Here is a 17,399-nt window from a genome sequence, read left to right as displayed (position 1 = left end):
GATGAGGCGTTTGCCGGCACGTATCGGCAATGGTTTCGATCGTCGATGCGAGCCCGGGTTGGTTTGTTTGCTGCGTGAGACGTTATAACATTGCGCTCATAGAACAAAACCGGCATTACAGCGAATCCTATAAAAGACCGTGAATAAAAATCCTCCGCGCACGTCCGCGCGCGCGCTTCGGCTGTCGCCACTTTCACTCGCGCTCGTCGCCGCATTGGCGCATGCGCAATCGGATAACGTTCGTCCTGCCGGGAATGCGACGCAGGCGCCGGGCGGCTCGCTCGCACCGGTTTTCGTCACCGCCAATCCGCTCGGCGATACCGACCTGATCGCGCCCGCCACCGCGCTGTACGGCGACGCCCTGACGCGCCGCCAGACCAACTCGCTCGGCGAGACGCTCAACGGTCTGCCCGGCGTGTCGACCACAACCTATGGCCCGATGGTCGGCCGCCCGATCATTCGCGGTATGGATGGCGACCGCATCCGCATTCTGCAGAACGGCGTGGCCGCCTGGGACGCCTCGTCGCTCTCCTACGATCACGCGGTGCCGCAAGAGCCGCTCACCATCGAGCGCGTCGAGATCGTGCGCGGACCGGCGGCGCTGCTGTACGGCGGCAACGCAATCGGCGGCGTGGTGAACACCATCGACAACCGGATTCCGCGCGAGCCGATCAACGGACTCACCGGCGGCGTCGATGCGAGCTACGGCGGCGCGAACGACGCGCGCGCCGGCGCGGCTCAGGTCGAAGGCGGCAACGGGCAATTTGCGTTTCATGTCGACGCGTTCGATCGCGAGACGAGCAAGGAGCGTATTCCCGGCTTTGCGCACTCGGAGCGCCAGCGCGCGCTCGACGGTCCGGATACCAGCGAAGCCTACGGCAGCCTGCCCAACAGCGACGGCCGCTGGCATGGCGGCGCGCTCGGCGGCGCCTATACGTGGGCCGACGGTTACGCGGGCCTCTCGTACAACGGCTACGAGGCGAACTACGGCTCGGTCGCCGAGGACGACGTGCGTCTGCGCATGCATCAGGACCACGCGGCGTTTGCATCCGAAGTGCGTAACCTGCGCGGACCCTTCTCCCAACTCAAATTCGACGTCGGCTATACGGACTACGAGCACAAGGAAATCGACAACGGCGAGACCAGCACCACGTTCCGCAATCATGGTTATGAGGCGCGTATCGAGGCACGTCATCGCAAGATGGGTCCGCTTGAAGGCGCGCTCGGCGTTCAGCTCAGTCAGAACACCTTCTCAGCGCTCGGCGACGAGGCGCTCGTGCCGACGACGCAAACCACCAACGTCGCGCTCTTCGGCCTCGAAGAGTGGAACGTCACGGATGCACTCAAGCTGAGCGCCGGCGCCCGCTACGAGCACGTCAAACAGCAGCCGGCGGCAACCGGCAACGGCAAGTTCGCAAGCGCGCGCGAGCGCGACTTCAATGCGGCGAGCGCGTCGCTCGGCGCGTTGTACAAGCTGACGCCGCTCTGGTCCGTGGCGGGCAACGCCGCCTACACGGAGCGCGCGCCCGCGCTGTACGAACTCTATGCAAACGGTCCGCATGACGCGACCGGTCAGTATCTGATCGGCAATCCCGATGCGCAGAAGGAAAAGGCGCTCTCGAGCGATCTCTCTCTGCGTTTCGCGAGCGGTCCGAACAAGGGCAGCGTCGGCGTGTTCTACAGCCGTTTCAAAAACTATCTGACGGAATTCAACACAGGGCGGCTCGTGGACGACGCGGACCAGCTCGTCGCGCCGGGCACCGACGGCGCGCTGAACGAAGCCGTGTATCGCGGCGTGCGAGCAGAGTTTTACGGCGTCGAACTCGACGGCAAGTGGCGCGTGTTGCAAAAGGGCGCGCATCGCGTGGACGTGGAACTCGGCGGCGACTACACGCATGCGCGCAACATGGACAACGATCAGCCGCTGCCGCGCATTGCGCCGCTGCGGGCCACGCTCGCGGTCGATTACGGCTATGGGCCCTTCGGCGCGCGTGCTCAACTGGAGCACGCGTGGGGCCAGCACCGCGTGCCCGAAAACGATCTGCCGACGGCGAGTTACACGAAGCTCGGCGTGCTTCTCACCTACGCGTTTCGCGTCGGCGCGACGAACTGGCTCGCCTATCTTCGCGGCGATAACCTGACGAACCAGGACATCCGCTACGCGAGCTCCGTGGTCCGCGACATTGCACCCGAGGGCGGCCGCAGCGTGATGGCCGGATTGCGCACGAGGTTCTGACGTGCAGCGGCGTCGGGCAACCGGGCGGGCAGCATATTCAAAGATTCGACGGATTGCCCGGGTCGACCTTGCCCTTCTCCGCATTTTCGCGCTGATCGCCGAGGTCTTTGCGGTTATCGCCTTCGGTGATTTGCGCTTCGCCTTCGGCCTTTTTCGCTTCGTTACCGGTGATCGAGCCGATGCCCTTGTTGACCATGCCCTTCAGTTCTTCCTTGATTCCTTCGGTCTTGTCGTTTGCCATCCATGCCTCCCAAAGTTGAGCGATGATTGCGCGACGCAGCCGCCGCCCTCTGCTGGGCCGCAATCGGCATGCCGGTGCAATGCCGGTCCAATCACGGACGGCGTTTTTTCCAGGCGTAGTCCGGACGCGGATCGGCAACGCCCGGCAGTCCTACGGAATTGGGATTTTCCGAGCAGAGCGTGACAAAGGACACGGATTCGCCGCTCGAGCGGCGCCGCCGCAAGGTTTCGGCGAACGAAAGCGCATCCGCCATAGCGCCGGCCGGAAAGGAAGCGGAGCGCGGCACCATGGCGTCGTCTACGGTCTCGCACCAATAGACCATGAACACCGGATTCACGGAGAAGGCGACGGACTGCCGGGTGCCCCCACGCCCGGTATGTCGCGCACCGCCTGCTGATCCGGCTGGAGATCCGTTTCGGGGAGCGACTCGGGCGTGCGGGCGGGCGGCGTTCCGCGACTGACTTCGGACTGCTGCGGATCGGGTTTTTGAGGCGCAGGCGTTTCGGTCATGGGTGGCTCCTGTGCGTGGCGGTGAATGAGGCGGCTATCGTATGCGCAGCATCGCCTGTGCCGACGGCAGTTCGGCTGGGCCGCCGTGCGTGCGAATCACGCCGCTTAGCCGTGCGCGCCGGTTATTACAACGGCTTGTAAATGGCGCGCCCGCCGCGGGGCGGGCACCGCGCACCGCGCGTGGCGCGAGCCAGGCCGGCAGCGCACGACAGGCCCGCAGCGCACGACAGGCCCGCAGCGCACGACAGGCCCGCAGCGCACGACAGGCCCGCAGCGCATGACAGGCCCGCAGCGCATGACAGGCCCGCAGCGCGAGCCAGGCCGGCAGCGCGTGACAGATTCCGCGCGGCCGAGCACGCACCGCTTGTCAGACGCTGATTGCCGCCGCCGCCTTCGCCACCGCCTTGCCCCATTCATCGAGACGTGCCGGGTCGTAGCGCGATTCCGGCATGGAGATGCAGATGCTCGCTGCGGGCGCGCCGTCCGAGTCGATGATCGGTGCGCCGATTGCGCACACCGCTTGACGATACTGCGAAAGATTCACCGAATAGCCGCGCTGACGGATGCGTTCGAGTTCCAGCCGGATCTCGGCGGGATCGCACGGCGTGGTCTCGCTGAACTTCGGCAGATCGCGGCTCAGGATTTCATCCACGTCCGCGTCTTTCATGTACGCCAGCACAGCGAGTCCCGTCGCGGTGGCGTGAAACGGGCTCAGGTCGCCGATGGGGCTGAACGTGCGCACGTTCTGCGTGCAGTCGGCGCGGTCGATCAGCACCATCGAATTGGTGCTGTCCGGGACCGATAGATGAACCGTTTCGTTGGTCAGGTCGCGTAACTCGCGCATCGGCTCGCGCGCGGCCGCGTACAGCGCGCCGCCGCGCAGCGCGGCGGGCCGCACGCCGAGAATGCGCGGACCCACTTCCCAGCGCGTCAGGTCGCCGCTCGTCTGACGCAGCCAGCCGGCCTCGTGAAACGTCAGCAGCACCCGCTGCACGCTCGACTTCGGCATGTCGAGCAGGCGCGCCAGCACGCCGACGCTGACGGGCTGGTTCTGCGAGACAGCCTCCAGAATCTCCAGGCTCTTCAGCAAACTTTTCATGCAGATCTCCGGAAGCGCGCACGGCGCACGAGCGCACACACGCCGCGCTTGCAACGCAAAAAAGCGCGTGTTACTTTTCATGCACTGGATTTGGAACGCCGTGCCGTATTGTGGCACACCTTGGTCAAGCTTGGCAAGCAGTGAGGACGATGACAGCAATGGGACTCTTTTTTCAGTCGTGCGACGCTTTGCCGGTGGTCGAGGCGCATGGCGCCCGCATACCGCGAATTGGCCTCGGCACCTGGCGGTCGACGCACGAAGGCGTGCAGGCGGTGCGCGCGGCGCTCGCGGCGGGTTATCGGCATATCGACACGGCCGCGCGCTACGAGAACGAAGAGGCGGTCGGCCAGGCACTCGCGGCGAGCGGTGTGCCCCGCGACGAGGTGTTCGTCACCACCAAGGTGTGGCACACCGAATTGCGCGCGGCCGATTTCCGGCGCGCCGCGCAGGCGAGCGTCGCGAGACTCGGGCTCGATCACGTCGACCTGTTGCTGGTGCATTGGCCGAATCCCGAAGTGCCGCTCGAGGAGACCATCGGCGCGCTGTGCGACGCGCAGCAGAGCGGCTTGACGCGGCACATCGGCGTCTCGAACTTTCCGGTCGCACTGCTCGATCGCGCGGTCGCACTCGCGTCGGTGCCGCTCGTCGCGAATCAGTGCGAATACCACCCGTATCTGGACCAGACCAAAGTACTCGCCGCGTGCCGGCGTCATGGCATGGCGCTAATCGCGCATACGCCGCTGGGCAGCGGCAAGCTGCTTGCCGATCCGGTTATCGCGGAGATCGCGCGCGAACACGGGCGCAAGCCGGCGCAGATCATCCTGCGCTGGCTCATGCAGCAGCCCGGCGTGGCAGCCATCCCCAAATCGTCGAATCCCGTGCGGATCGCCGAAAACCTGGCCGTATTCGATTTTCAACTGGATGCGGGCGAGATGGCGCGCATCGGCGCGCTGGCGCGTGCCGACGGCCGCGTGAGCCAGGCGGCGTGGCATCCCGAATGGGACGCGCCGGCACATGGACCAGCGGCAGACAAAACATGAACCTCATCGACACCGCCATGAAATCCCTCATGCAACAAGGCGAGCTGACGCTCGAAACCGACCGGCGACATCTGATGCATCCCGGCACGCATGCAGCCGATCACGCGTCCGGCCAGTTGGACGCGCGGCTCATGTCGCGCGCAAAAGGTATTCGTATAGAAGATCACGCGGGGCGCTCCTACATCGATGCATTCGCGGGACTGTATTGCGTGAACATCGGCTACGGACGCGAGGACATGGCAGACGCCATCGCGGAGCAGACGCGTCAGCTGTCGTTCTATCACACGTACGCGGGTTTCTCGAATGACCCTGCGGTTGAACTGTCGCGGCGTCTGATCGAAGACTGGGCCCCGCCTGGCATGAAGAAAGTGTTCTACGGCATGTCGGGCTCGGACGCCAACGAAACGCAGGTCAAGCTCGCCTGGTACTACAACAATGTGCTTGGCCGGCCGCGCAAGAAGAAGATCATCGCGCGGCAGCGCAGTTATCACGGCTCGGGCATCGCGACTGGCAGTTTGACGGGCCAGCCCAAATTTCACGCGGGTTTCGATTTGCCGATGCCGCAGGTGCTGCATACCGCAAGTCCCGACTTCTATCGCGACGCGCGTCGCGGCGCGAGCGAGGCGGAGTTTGTCGCGGATTGCGTCGAGGACCTGGAGCAACTGATCGCGCGTGAAGGCGCCGACACAATCGCCGCATTTTTCGGCGAACCGGTGATGGGCTCCGGCGGCATCGTGCCGCCGCCCGCCGGCTATTGGCCCGCGATCCAGGCGGTGCTCGCGCGCCACGACATCCTGTTCGTCGCCGACGAAGTGGTGTGCGGCTTCGGCCGCCTCGGCTCGCGCACAGGCAGCGAGCATTACGGGCTCAAGCCCGATCTGATGTCGCTGGCGAAGGGCTTGACGAGCGGCTATCTGCCCTTGTCGGCGGTGATGGTCAGCGAGTGCGTGTGGGACGTGATCGAGCGCGGTTCGCGCGCGCACGGCGCGATGAGTCACGGCTGGACCTATTCCGGGCATCCCGTGTGTGCGGCCGCGGCGCTGGCGAACCTCGACATCATCGAGCGCGAGCAACTCGTCGGGCGCGCCGCTGAAGTCGGCGCCTATTTGCAGGCATGTCTGCATGACGCGTTCGACGCGCACCCGCTCGTCGGCAATGTGAGGGGCGTGGGCATGCTCGCCGCGCTCGAATTAATGGCCGACGGCGGCGAGCGCCGGCCGTTTCCCGCCGCAGTCAAGGCGAGCCAGCGCGTCGCGCAGGCCGCACTCGCACGCGGCCTGATCGTGCGCGCGCTCGGCACGCACGACATTGTCGGCTTCGCGCCGCCGCTTGTCGCTACGCGGGCGGACGTCGACGAAATTGTTGCGATTACACGCGATGCCTTGCACGACGTGAGCGACGCGCTGCTTGCTTCGCTTGCTGAAGATCGCAGCGCGGTGACTGAAGAATCGCAGGAGACCGCTCCTTTAAATAGGTAAGCATAGCTAATAGTTTAGCGCCTTGACGCGTCTCGCGAGCAGGGCAGTTCCACTCTAACCAGGGACTCAACCGTGTCCACGCGCAATCAGGTTTTTTCCTCCGACTTCTTCGACACACCGTACTGGTGGAAAGACTGGCGTCCGCACGACGAACTCATGTCGGACGTGCCTCGCGAGGTCGACGTGGCCATCGTCGGCGCCGGGTATGCGGGCCTTTCGTGCGCGCTCGAACTGGCGAAGCAGGGGTTGCTGGTTGTCGTGCTGGAGGCCGATGTGCCGGGCATCGGCGCAAGCACGCTGAGCGGCGGTCAGGTATCCGGCGGCGTCAACGTGGGCAAGGCGCCGTCTGGAAAGAAGCTGGATAGTTCGGCATCCGAAGAAAGACAGCGCGCGTTGCTCACCGAAGCGTCGGTTTCGTATGACGTTTTCGAGAGCATCCTGCGCGAGAACGCCATCGAGTGCAGCTATGTGAAAGCAGGGCGCATCAACGCGATGTGGACCGACGCGCATATGGCCGCGTGGCGCAAGCGCATCGTCAATCTCAACACGTATGCGCGCGCCGGCGCGCACATGCTTTCGCGCGATGAACTGCGCGCCGAACTCGCGAGCGACATCTACACCGGCGGCGTACTGCTCGAACGCGCGGGCCAGGTGCATCCGTCGATGATGTTCGCAGGGCTCCTCGCCGCGGCACGCGGCGCGGGCGTCACCGTCTGCAGCCGCGCGGCGGTTAAAAGCGTCACGCGGGTAGGGGCGCAGTATGGCATCGAGACGTCGCGCGGCGCACTCGTCAGCCGGCATGTGGTGATCTGCACGAATGGCTACACGGGTGCCGCGATGCCCGATTTGCAACGCCGCGTGGTGCCGGTCGTATCACATCAGATCGCCACAGAAGAATTGCCCGCCGACCTGCAGCGCTCGCTGATACCGAAGCGGCGCGGCATTTCGGAAACACGCCGTGTCGTCAACTATTACCGCTATTCGCCGGACGGCAAGCGTCTGCTGTTCGGCGGCCGCGCGCGTTTCTACAACCTCGATCGCCGGCAGTCGGCCGCGATTCTGCATGCACAGATGGTCGAACGCTTTCCACAGATGGCCGACGTCAAGGTGGCGTATAGCTGGGGCGGTACGGTCGCGCTCACGCTCGACTTCCTCCCGCATCTCGGCCGTACCGCCGACGGCATGTACTACGCGCTCGGCTGCAACGGCAGCGGCGTCGTGATGATGACGTACCTCGGCTACAAGGTCGCGCGCCTGATCGTCGAAGGACAGGCACCGGAGACGAGCGCCTATGGCACGCCGATGGTCACGCATCCGCTTTACGCAGGCAAGCCGTGGTTCATGCCGGCGCTCGGCAGTTACTACCAGATTCGCGATGTCATCGACAAACGCAGACAGCACGCGTAAGCCGCCGACGCGCATCTCACTTTAGACAGGCAAGGACACGACAATGGGGTTGAGAATCGGAGTGGATATTGGCGGCTCGTTCACCGATTTCGCGGTGCTGGACGAGGACACGCGGAGTATCCGCACGCTGAAGGTTTTCTCGCGGCCTGACAGTCCCGGCAGCGAAGTGCTGGCGGGTGTCGAAGGATTGCGCGAACGCTATGGCATCGAGCCGCATGAGGTGACGTATTTCACGCATGGCACGACAGTGGGCGTGAATGCGGTTGTGCAGCGCCGTGGGCTCAAGCTCGGGCTCATCACCACGCGAAATTTCGAAGACGTGCTCGATATCGCGCGTCTGAAGATTCCGGACATGTATCACCTGATGTCGAGCCGTCCCGCACCGCTGATTCCGCGTGACCGCGTGTTCGGTGTGATCGGGCGTCTCGGCGCGGACGGCGAGGAAGAAACGCCCGTCGACGAAGAAAGCGTGCTGCACGCCGTGCGCGGTTTGCAGGCGGCGGGCTGCGAAGGCGCGGTGGTGTCGCTGCTGCACGCCTATCGCAACCCGGCGCATGAACAGCAGGTGAAGGCGCTGATCGAGGCCGCGCTGCCGGGCTTTTTCGTATCGTGTTCGCACGAGGTGTGGCCGATCATCCGCGAATACGAGCGGACGGTGACGGCGACCATCGGCGCATATGTGCAGCCGCGCGTGTCCAACTATCTGACGCAGTTGCAGGCCGCGCTGGCCGAAAGCGGCGTCGCCGCGGACCTGAAGGTGACGAAGTCGAATGGCGGCGTGATGAGCGCCGAACACGGCAAACAGAACTGCGTGCAAATGATTTTGTCCGGCACCGCCTCGGGCGTGATCGGCGCGGCCTATCTCGCGAAGCTGTGCAAGCTGAAAGACTGCATGAGCCTCGACATTGGCGGTACGACTGCGGATATCGCGCTGATTGTCGACGGCAAGCCGCAATACGCGACCGGCGAATACATCGGCGAATTTCAGATTCATATTCCTTCGGTGTCCGTATCGTCAGTCGGCGACGGCGGCGGATCGATTGCGTGGGTCGACGAATTCGGCGTGCTGAAGGTCGGACCCGAAAGTGCGGGATCGAGCCCGGGTCCTGTGTGTTACGGACGCGGCGGCACCCGCCCGACCATTACCGACGCTTTCGCCGTGATCGGCGTGCTTGGCAGCGCCGCGCTCGGCTACAACGCAGTGAAGGTGGATGTGGACGCGTCGCGCCGGGCAATCGAGCCGCTCGCACGACGTCTCGGCCTCGATGTCTATCAAACCGCCGCGGCCATTATCGAGGTGTCCATTTCCGGCATGTATGCAGGCGTGAGCCGGCTGAGTTCGCGCTTCGGGATCGATCCGCGCACCTTCGCGCTCATGCCGTTCGGCGGCGCGGGCCCGATGCTCGGCTGTTTTCTCGCGCGTGCGCTCAACGTGCGCAATCTGTTGGTGCCGACCACGCCCGGTGTGCTCAGCGCGCTCGGCGGGTTGATCGCGGATACAAAAAACGACTTTGTTCGGACGACATACTATCCGCTCAACCGCGCGTCGCTCGAACTGCTCGCGCAAGACCTCGCGCATCTGGAAGCGGACGCGCGCGCGTGGGTGATCCGCGAGCGCGGAACGGACGCGAGCGCCGACATTGTCGTGTCGGCCGATATGCGCTATCGCGGGCAATCGTTCGAGATCGACACGCCGCTGTCCACGCAGGCGATTACCGGCGGCGACATCGAGGCGATTGCGCAGGCGTTTCACCGCGAGCACGCGCGTCTTTTTGGACACAGCGACGAGAGGTCGCCGATCCAGGTGGTGGCGCTGCGGCTTGTCATCACCGCGCCTACACCGAAGCCGGAGCTGCCGCAGATTGCCGTGGGCGAGGGCGTGCCGCGCGTCGAGTCCGAGATCGACGTCTATCTGGACGGAGCGTGGCGGCGCGTGCCGCTTTACCGACGCTCCGCGCTGCTGGCGGGACACCGCTTTGTCGGGCCGGCAATTGTCGCGCAGGACGACACCACGACCTGCGTGCTGCCGGGCTTCGACGGACGCGTGGACGAGTACGGCAACCTCTTTCTCGAAGCCGTCTGACCGGCCGACCCAGGAAACGCACCATGACATTCGATAAAGCCGTCCTTCAGATCTTCGCGAACTATTGCGTCGCCGCCGCGGAAAGCATGGCATACACGCTCGTGCGAACTGCGCATTCCGCCTTCGTGAAAGAAACCGAAGACTTCTCCTGCACGCTGATGAACCCCCGCGGGCTGACCTTCGCGTCGCCGAAAACGCTCGGCGCCACGTGGTATCCGGGCCTCGATTTCGGCGCGGTGATCGACATGATCGATCACTACGAGCCCGGCGACATCTGCATGACGAACGACGCCTATAGCGGCTATGTGGCGACTCACACGCCGGACGTCATGATGTGGAAGCCGGTCTTTTACGAGGGCGAAGTCGTCTGCTATGTCGGCGGGCATATTCATAACACTGACATGGGCGGCGCGGTGCCGGCTTCGCTGTCGCGCACGCTCACCGAGATCTATCAGGAAGGCATTCGTTTCGCGCCGACCAAGATTGTCCGCGCGGGCGTGCTCGACGAAACGCTGCTCGAGCACATGGCGCTCAACGTGCGCGCGGCCGAACAGAATCGCGGTGACTTGAAAGCGCAAATCGCCATGTTGATGACCGGCGAGCGGCGCGTGCTCGAGATCATCGAACGCTTCGGCATCGAGCAGTTTCGCGCAGGCATGGACGCATTGCTCGACTATTCGGAAGAGCAGGCCCGCACGATCGTGCGGAGCATGCCGGACGGCGAATACTTCTTTGCGGAGTACGCCGACGAGGATTCCGTTAACGGCAAGCCGCTGCGTGTCGCGCTGACGCTGACTGTGAAGGACGACTCGCTCGTATTCGACTTCACCGGCAGCGACCCGCAGTTGAATTCGTCGCTGAATATGCCGACGGGCGGCAAGGAGCGGCATGTGCTTGCGCTCGTCGGCCTGAACTATGTGCTGTATTCGCTCAATCCCGATCTGCTGCTGAATGCGGGCATGCTGAAAGTGGCGCGCTGCATCCTGCCCGAAGGCACGATCATGAACTGCGTGCCGCCGGCAGCGGTCGGCATGCGCAGCCTGACCGCGAAGGTCGCACAGTATGTGAGCTTCGGTGCGTTCTCCATGGTTTGCCCCGAGCGCTTGCCGGCGTGTCCGGCCGGCGGCATGTCGATCCTCAACGTGAAGACGGTGGATCGCAACGGCCGCACGGTGATCGCGTCGATCGGACCCGTGGGTGGCGGCGCGGGCGGCATGGCGTCGGCCGACGGCTCGGACGCTTCGGGCGCGAACGTGGCATTCCTGCGCAATACGCCGGTTGAGATCAACGAAGCCGAAGTGCCGATTCGCATCACACGCTATGGCGTGGTACCGGGCAGCGCGGGCGCCGGCAAATACCGCGGGGGCCTCGGCACGGTGATGGAGTTTCGCGTGTCGTCGCCGGGCACGCTCGTGACGGCGCGCAATCGCGACCGCTCGCGCTTTGCTTCGTGGGGCGTGTTGGGCGGGAAAGCGGGTGCCGTATCGCGGTTTACCCGCAATCCCGGCACAGAGAGCGAAGAAAATCTCGGCGTGACGGACCTCGTGATCTGCGGTCCCGGCGACGTGATCCGCCTCGAGGGATGCGGCGGCGGCGGCTATGGGCATCCTTACGAACGGGATACACAGAAGGTGCTGGAAGATGTGCGGCGCGGCTACGTGTCCGTCGAGGAGGCGCGCGAGCTGTACAGCGTAGTGCTGACCGACGGCGCCGTCGATATGGACTCGACCGCGCGTCTGCGCGACGCCGCGAGAGAAGCGGCGCGGCAGAAGCCCGTCACTCACTTCGACTACGGCGCCGAGCGCAACGCATACGAAGCGAGATGGACGCGCGAGCGCTACGACGTGCTGACCGGCATTCTCGCGCGTGCGCCGGTGGTGTGGCGGCATTTCCTCAAGCACAAGATATTCGACGCGCTCGACGCAAAAGAAGCGGCCGGCACCTTGACGCCTGGGCCGCAGGTCATCGCGCAACTGTATGAGGAAGTGCTGCAACGCTATCCGCAGTTGCTCGAAAACACAGCGTCGGCGAGCGCCTGACATGGCTCGCGGGGACATGGTCGCGAGCCCAAAACCGGCGACCATGCAAATTGCCGCGTTAGCGGCGCAAGAACAGTCTGTTTATGCCGTCTGCCTTTTTTTGTCGGCGCTTTACGCGCTTTCTGCCGGCATACGATGCTGTTAACGAGACCTCGGAAATCGTCTCGCCGCATACGGCATGTTGCCTGGATCACTCACTTCTGCGGAGTCAATTGACGTGAACGACGATACGATTAACCGCGGCATCAGCCGCCGCGACATGATGCGCATGTTGGCCGGGACCGGCATGATGGTCGCGGGCGGAGGGCTTCTCACAGCCGCGCCCGCTGTGCTTGCCGCGGAGGTTCCGAAGAAGGGCGGCAGTATCCGCGTCGCCTACGACGCCGGTTCGGTGTCGGATACGCTCGACCCCGCGGCAGGTTCCACCGGCGGCGATTACATCCGCTTCTTCATGTTTTACAGCGGCCTGACGCAGCTCGACGAGAGCCTGACGCCGCGTATGAACATTGCGGAATCCGTGTCCAGCACGGACGCGAAGACGTGGATCATCAAGCTGCGTCAGGGCGTGACCTTTCACGACGGTAAGCCGCTTGCGCCGGCCGATGTCGTCTATTCGCTGATGCGTCACAAGAATCCGCAGACGGCATCGCGCGTGAAGACGCTCGCCGATCAGTTCGCGAGCGTGACGGCGAGCGGGCCTAACGAAGTGACGCTGACGCTGCAGGTGCCGAACGCGGACCTGCCGGTGATTCTCGCCACGCCGCAACTCGTCATCGTCAAGGACGGCACGACCAACTTCAATTCGGCGATCGGCACGGGTCCCTACAAGCTGAAGAGCTTCAAGCCGGGCGCGGGCACCGTCGGGGTGCGCAACGACAACTACTGGAAGTCGGGGCAGCCTTATCTCGATCAGATCGAGCTCATCAGCATCAGCGACAACGCGGCGCGCGTGAGCGCGCTGCTCGCGGGCGACGTGCACCTCATTAACTCGGTCGACCCGCGTGCCACGCGCCGCATTGCCGCAACGCCGGGCTACGAGGTCAAGGAAACCAAGTCGGGTCTCTACACCGACCTGATCATGCGCCGCGACAATACGCTGACAGGCAACCCGGATTTCGTGAAAGGCATGAAGTACATGTTCGATCGCGACCAGATCCGCTCGGCGGTCTTTCTCGGCTACGCGGTGATCGGCAACGATCAGCCGATTCCGCCGGGGCATCGGTACTTCAATGCTTCGCTGCCGCAACGCAAGTTCGACCTCGACAAGGCGAAGTTCTATCTGCAGAAGGCCGGCGCGGTCGGCACCGGCGCATTGCCGCCGATCTACGCGACTTCGGACGCGAACGGCTCGATCGAAATGGCGCAGCTGATCCAGCAAACGGCCGCGAAGATCGGTGTCAACCTGACTGTGAATCGCGTGCCGGCCGACGGCTACTGGTCCAATCACTGGATGAAGCATCCGCTGGGATTCGGCAGCATCAATCCGCGGCCGAGCGCCGATGTGCTGTTCACGCAGTTCTTCAAATCGGACGCGCCGTGGAACGAGTCCGCGTGGAAGGACCCGAAGTTCGATCAGCTGCTCGTCAGCGCACGTGCCGAGACCGACGACGCGAAGCGCAAGCAGATGTACGGCGAAATGCAGGCGCTCGTCGCCGACGAGGGCGGCATCGGCATTCCCGCGTTCATCAGCCTGCTCGATGCAAACGACAAGCGCCTGAAAGGCCTCGGTTCGATTCCGACCGGCGCGATGATGGGCTTTTCTTTTGCCGAGTATGCGTGGTGGTCCGCCTGACGTAAGCTGTACGCCGTCGAGCGTTCCGGTGACCGGCTCGTCGCGAGAACTTCGCGGCGAGGCCGGTCTTCGTCGTGGCAATCAATCGAAAAATCAATGAAGCTAGATTCGTACTGGCTGGACACGGCCCCCGAATTCAAGGACGGCGCGCAAGGACCGGTGGAGGGGCACAGTGATGTCGTGGTGATCGGCGGCGGTTTTACCGGTTTGTCCGCTGCGCTGGAGCTTGCAACGCGCGGCGTGTCGGTCACCGTGCTGGAGGCGGGCGGCATTGCGGCTCAGGCGTCGGGCAGAAACGGCGGGCAGTGCAACACCGGTGTGGCGCAAGACTTTGCTTCGCTCGCGGCTAGCGTCGGGCTCGAACAGGCTCGCGCGTTTTACCGCGCGTATGAAAGTGCGGTGCGGACGGTGGAATCGGTCGTGACGCAACATAAGATCGACTGTGATTTCATGCGTTGCGGCAAGCTGAAACTCGCGGCAAAGCAGAAGCACTTCGACAAGCTCGCGCGGACCTATGACGTACTGTATCGCGAAGTCGATCAGGACATCGAACTGATCGAGCCGGCCCGCGTGCGCAGCGAAGTCGGCTCGGATGGCTTTTATGGCGGGCTGCTGCAGCGCAACGGCGCGCAAATGCATATGGGCAAGTTCGGCGTGGGGCTCGCGCAGAGCGCCGCGCGTCACGGCGCGCGCATTTTCCCGAACGCGGCCGTGACGCAAATCAAGCGTATGGACGGCGGCCGCTACGAGATCACCTCGGCGCGCGGCGTTGTTCGGGCGGACAACGTGCTGGTGGCGACGGGCCCGTCGCGGCAAGGGCCGCTGCAATGGTTCCAGCAACGGATGGCGCCGGTCGGCAGTTTCATCGTCGTGACGGAGCCGCTATCGAAGGGGCAGCTCGACGCGCTTTTTCCGCATCGACGCAATTATGTGACGTCGCTCAATATCGGCAACTACTTTCGTGTGACGCCGGATAACCGGCTGCTGTGGGGCGGGCGAGCCCGGTTCGCGATGTCCGATCCGCGCTCGGACGCGAAGAGCGGGCAGGTGCTGCAGGCCAATCTCGCGAAGTACTTTCCCGAGCTGGGGGCGACGAGAATCGACTATTGCTGGGGCGGTCTTGTCGACATCACCGTGGACCGCCTTCCGCGCGCCGGGCAGCATGACGGGCTTTACTATTCCATGGGCTACAGCGGCCACGGCGTGCAGATGTCCACGCATATGGGGCGCGTGATGGCAGACGTCATGTATGGTTCCGCCGATGCCAACCCGTGGCGCGCGCTGCCCTGGCCTCCGGTGCCGGCCCATGCCGCGCGCCGCTGGATGCTGCCGCTCGTCGGCGCCTACTATCGCATGCAGGACATTCTCCATTGACATGCCGCGCGGCTCGCTGGCGAGCCGGTCGGGCGAGGTGCCTTTACAATTCAGCACTTCAGCCCGACAAACGTGACGTGCGCGATGAGATATCCCCCAGCATTGACCCTTGCATTGGCCGCTGCATTGACCCTTGCCGCTGCCCTCGCGGCGAGCACGGCCGCTCACGCTCAAACCTCCGCCAGCGGCGACACCGGCGCACTGCAATGTGCGATCGGCAAGGTGACCGGCGTGGGCGGCTCCGAACAAAGCGTTCGCGAATACCTCGCGACGCCTGCGCGGGACCAATATCGCTATCTGGCCGACAATCCGATCCAATGCCGGATCTCCGATGAAGGCCGCGCGTCCGCGTGCACCGGCATCACAACGCTCAGGCGCGAACAGGTCAGCGTGTACGACCAGATCGACAGCACGTTGACCGAGGTGGTGGCGCGCGTAGAGCTCGACCATGGCACCTACCCCGTGCTGATCGTCGTGCCGAGGAAGGACGTGCAGTGCCAGCAGTGAGTGGCCTCGGTCTTCCGTTCATCTTTCTCTTCTGAATGCGCCCACCCATGCGAGTCCGATCCCGCATCAACGTGCTCGAAAGTATTCCGCGCAGCGTCTGGATACTCGGCTGTGTGAGCCTCTTCATGGACGTCTCGTCGGAGATCATCCACAGCCTTTTGCCGATGTTCCTGATGGTCAGCCTCGGCGCGAGCGCGGCGACCATCGGTCTGATTGAAGGCATCGCCGAAGCGACCGCGCCGATCGTCAAGGTGTTTTCTGGCGCGCTCAGCGATTATCTCGGCAACAGGAAGTGGCTCGCCGTGGCCGGCTATGCGCTCGGCGCGCTGAGCAAGCCGCTCTTCGCGATTGCGCCGACGGTCGGCGTGGTGGTGAGCGCACGGGTGATCGACAGAGTGGGCAAGGGAATCCGCGGCGCGCCGCGCGACGCGCTCGTTGCGGACGTCACGCCCGTGCATCTGAGAGGCGCCGCATTCGGCTTGCGTCAGTCGCTCGATACGGTGGGCGCCGTGCTGGGGCCGCTCTTCGCGGTCATCATCATGTCGGTGTGGGCGGACAACTTCCGGCTGGCGTTCTGGCTCGCGGTCATACCGGGCTTGCTGGCCGTCGCGCTGTTGACGGTCGGCATCCACGAACCGGCGCGCGAGCCGGGCACGAAACGCGTCAATCCGATCCGGCTCGAGAACCTGAAGAAGCTCGGTGCGAGCTACTGGTGGGTCGTCGCAATTGGCGGCGTGTTTGCGCTCGCGCGCTTCAGCGAGGCATTCCTGGTGTTGCGCGCGATGGGCAGCGGCGTGCCCGTCGCGCTCGTGCCGCTCGTCATGGTGGCGATGAATGTCGTGTATACGTTGTCGGCGTATCCATTCGGCAAGCTCGCTGACACGATGAGCCACACCAGGCTGCTGATCGCGGGGCTTGTCGTGCTGATTGCCGCCGACCTCGTGCTTGCGCGAGGCAGCCACTGGAGCGTCGTGTTGCTGGGCGTCGCAGTGTGGGGCTTGCACATGGGAATGACGCAGGGTCTGCTTGCGACCATGGTCTCGTACACCGCGCCGGCGCAACTGCGCGGCACGGCATTCGGGTTTTTCAACCTGCTGAGCGGCGCCGTCACGCTGCTCTCGAGCGTGATTGCCGGCGAGCTATGGGACAAGCTGGGCGCCGCCACCACCTTCCATGCCGGGGCGGTGTTCTGCATCGCGACGATCGTGCTGCTCGTCGCCGGCAAGGCGCCCGACACGCGCGCTGGGACACGCTGACCACGTCGGGCTAACTACGCCACGCGGGCACCGACTGCGGCGTCACTCGTCCAGTTCGGCGACGAGGCGCGACAGCCGCGCAATGCGATTGAGGTACATGGTCGCTTGCGGCGAGGTTTTCAGATGTTCGACGCGGTCGCGCCAATAGGTTGGCGGAAAAGGCTTTTGCGATGCCGATGCGATGACGCGCTCGAGATGAACGAGCTCGCTTTCGAGAATGTGGCGATGCATCATTGAACCCCCGTAGGTGGCCAGTCTGGTCTGCTCGCAGCGTCGCTCACTGTCTGACGCCGCGTAGAACTGGTCATGCAGCTTGTTCTTTTGCGCCTCACTACAA

Annotated in this window: 15 protein-coding genes; 10 read left to right on the top strand and 5 right to left on the bottom strand. The window is 64.4% G+C overall.

What is annotated here, in order from left to right:
- The first annotated feature begins 139 nt into the window (after window positions 1-139).
- Complete coding sequence (locus ACEN8U_RS00745; protein WP_310111700.1) at window positions 140-2,236, top strand: TonB-dependent receptor; 2,097 nt, start codon at window positions 140-142, stop codon at window positions 2,234-2,236.
- Window positions 2,237-2,273: 37 nt separating this feature from the next.
- On the opposite strand, the gene ACEN8U_RS00740 is transcribed toward ACEN8U_RS00745, so the two are convergent.
- From ACEN8U_RS00740 to ACEN8U_RS00725, 4 genes are all read right to left on the bottom strand, one after another.
- Window positions 2,274-2,477, bottom strand: coding sequence for a CsbD family protein (locus ACEN8U_RS00740; protein ID WP_309586588.1), 204 nt, complete (start codon window positions 2,475-2,477; stop codon window positions 2,274-2,276).
- Between the two features lie 91 nt (window positions 2,478-2,568).
- The gene (locus ACEN8U_RS00735) at window positions 2,569-2,805 is read right to left on the bottom strand and encodes a hypothetical protein (protein ID WP_310111843.1); all 237 of its coding nucleotides are present in this window, start codon (window positions 2,803-2,805) and stop codon (window positions 2,569-2,571) included.
- Window positions 2,806-2,810: 5 nt separating this feature from the next.
- Complete coding sequence (locus ACEN8U_RS00730; RefSeq protein ID WP_310111703.1) at window positions 2,811-2,987, bottom strand: hypothetical protein; 177 nt, start codon at window positions 2,985-2,987, stop codon at window positions 2,811-2,813.
- Window positions 2,988-3,354: 367 nt separating this feature from the next.
- Window positions 3,355-4,086: an IclR family transcriptional regulator gene (locus tag ACEN8U_RS00725; protein WP_309586584.1), complete on the bottom strand. Its 732-nt coding sequence runs from the start codon at window positions 4,084-4,086 to the stop codon at window positions 3,355-3,357.
- A 149-nt stretch (window positions 4,087-4,235) separates the two neighbouring features.
- Between ACEN8U_RS00725 and ACEN8U_RS00720 the strand changes: the two genes are divergently transcribed.
- The 9 genes from ACEN8U_RS00720 (at window position 4,236) to ACEN8U_RS00680 (ending at window position 17,062) form a co-directional block, all read left to right on the top strand.
- Window positions 4,236-5,126, top strand: coding sequence for an aldo/keto reductase (locus ACEN8U_RS00720; protein ID WP_368608517.1), 891 nt, complete (start codon window positions 4,236-4,238; stop codon window positions 5,124-5,126).
- A complete protein-coding gene (locus ACEN8U_RS00715; protein ID WP_310111711.1) occupies window positions 5,123-6,604 on the top strand; it encodes an aminotransferase in 1,482 nt (493 codons plus the stop codon). The genes ACEN8U_RS00720 and ACEN8U_RS00715 overlap by 4 nt, the downstream gene beginning before the upstream one ends.
- Window positions 6,605-6,676: 72 nt before the next feature.
- Entirely contained in the window at window positions 6,677-8,011 is a 1,335-nt protein-coding gene (locus tag ACEN8U_RS00710) for an FAD-dependent oxidoreductase (RefSeq protein WP_310111713.1), read from the top strand.
- Between the two features lie 43 nt (window positions 8,012-8,054).
- A complete protein-coding gene (locus ACEN8U_RS00705) occupies window positions 8,055-10,094 on the top strand; it encodes a hydantoinase/oxoprolinase family protein (RefSeq protein WP_310111715.1) in 2,040 nt (679 codons plus the stop codon).
- 23 nt (window positions 10,095-10,117) lie between these two features.
- Complete coding sequence (locus ACEN8U_RS00700) at window positions 10,118-12,133, top strand: hydantoinase B/oxoprolinase family protein (protein ID WP_310111716.1); 2,016 nt, start codon at window positions 10,118-10,120, stop codon at window positions 12,131-12,133.
- A gap of 217 nt (window positions 12,134-12,350) precedes the next feature.
- A complete protein-coding gene (locus tag ACEN8U_RS00695) occupies window positions 12,351-13,925 on the top strand; it encodes an ABC transporter substrate-binding protein (RefSeq protein ID WP_374725953.1) in 1,575 nt (524 codons plus the stop codon).
- Window positions 13,926-14,021: 96 nt separating this feature from the next.
- Complete coding sequence (locus ACEN8U_RS00690) at window positions 14,022-15,299, top strand: FAD-binding oxidoreductase (protein WP_310111717.1); 1,278 nt, start codon at window positions 14,022-14,024, stop codon at window positions 15,297-15,299.
- Window positions 15,300-15,383: 84 nt separating this feature from the next.
- Window positions 15,384-15,806 carry a hypothetical protein gene (locus ACEN8U_RS00685; protein ID WP_310111718.1) on the top strand — a complete coding sequence of 141 codons (423 nt, stop codon included), beginning with the start codon at window positions 15,384-15,386 and terminating at the stop codon, window positions 15,804-15,806.
- 47 nt (window positions 15,807-15,853) lie between these two features.
- Window positions 15,854-17,062, top strand: a complete 1,209-nt coding sequence (locus ACEN8U_RS00680; RefSeq protein ID WP_310111720.1) for an MFS transporter — start codon at window positions 15,854-15,856, stop codon at window positions 17,060-17,062.
- A 42-nt stretch (window positions 17,063-17,104) separates the two neighbouring features.
- Here ACEN8U_RS00680 and ACEN8U_RS00675 read toward each other — a convergent pair whose 3' ends face one another.
- Entirely contained in the window at window positions 17,105-17,296 is a 192-nt protein-coding gene (locus ACEN8U_RS00675) for a hypothetical protein (RefSeq protein ID WP_013591492.1), read from the bottom strand.
- Between the last annotated feature and the right edge of the window lie 103 nt (window positions 17,297-17,399).

Source organism: Paraburkholderia phenoliruptrix, from assembly GCF_047325075.1.
Classification (GTDB): domain Bacteria; phylum Pseudomonadota; class Gammaproteobacteria; order Burkholderiales; family Burkholderiaceae; genus Paraburkholderia; species Paraburkholderia phenoliruptrix.
This window is presented reverse-complemented; position numbering and strand designations above follow the sequence as displayed.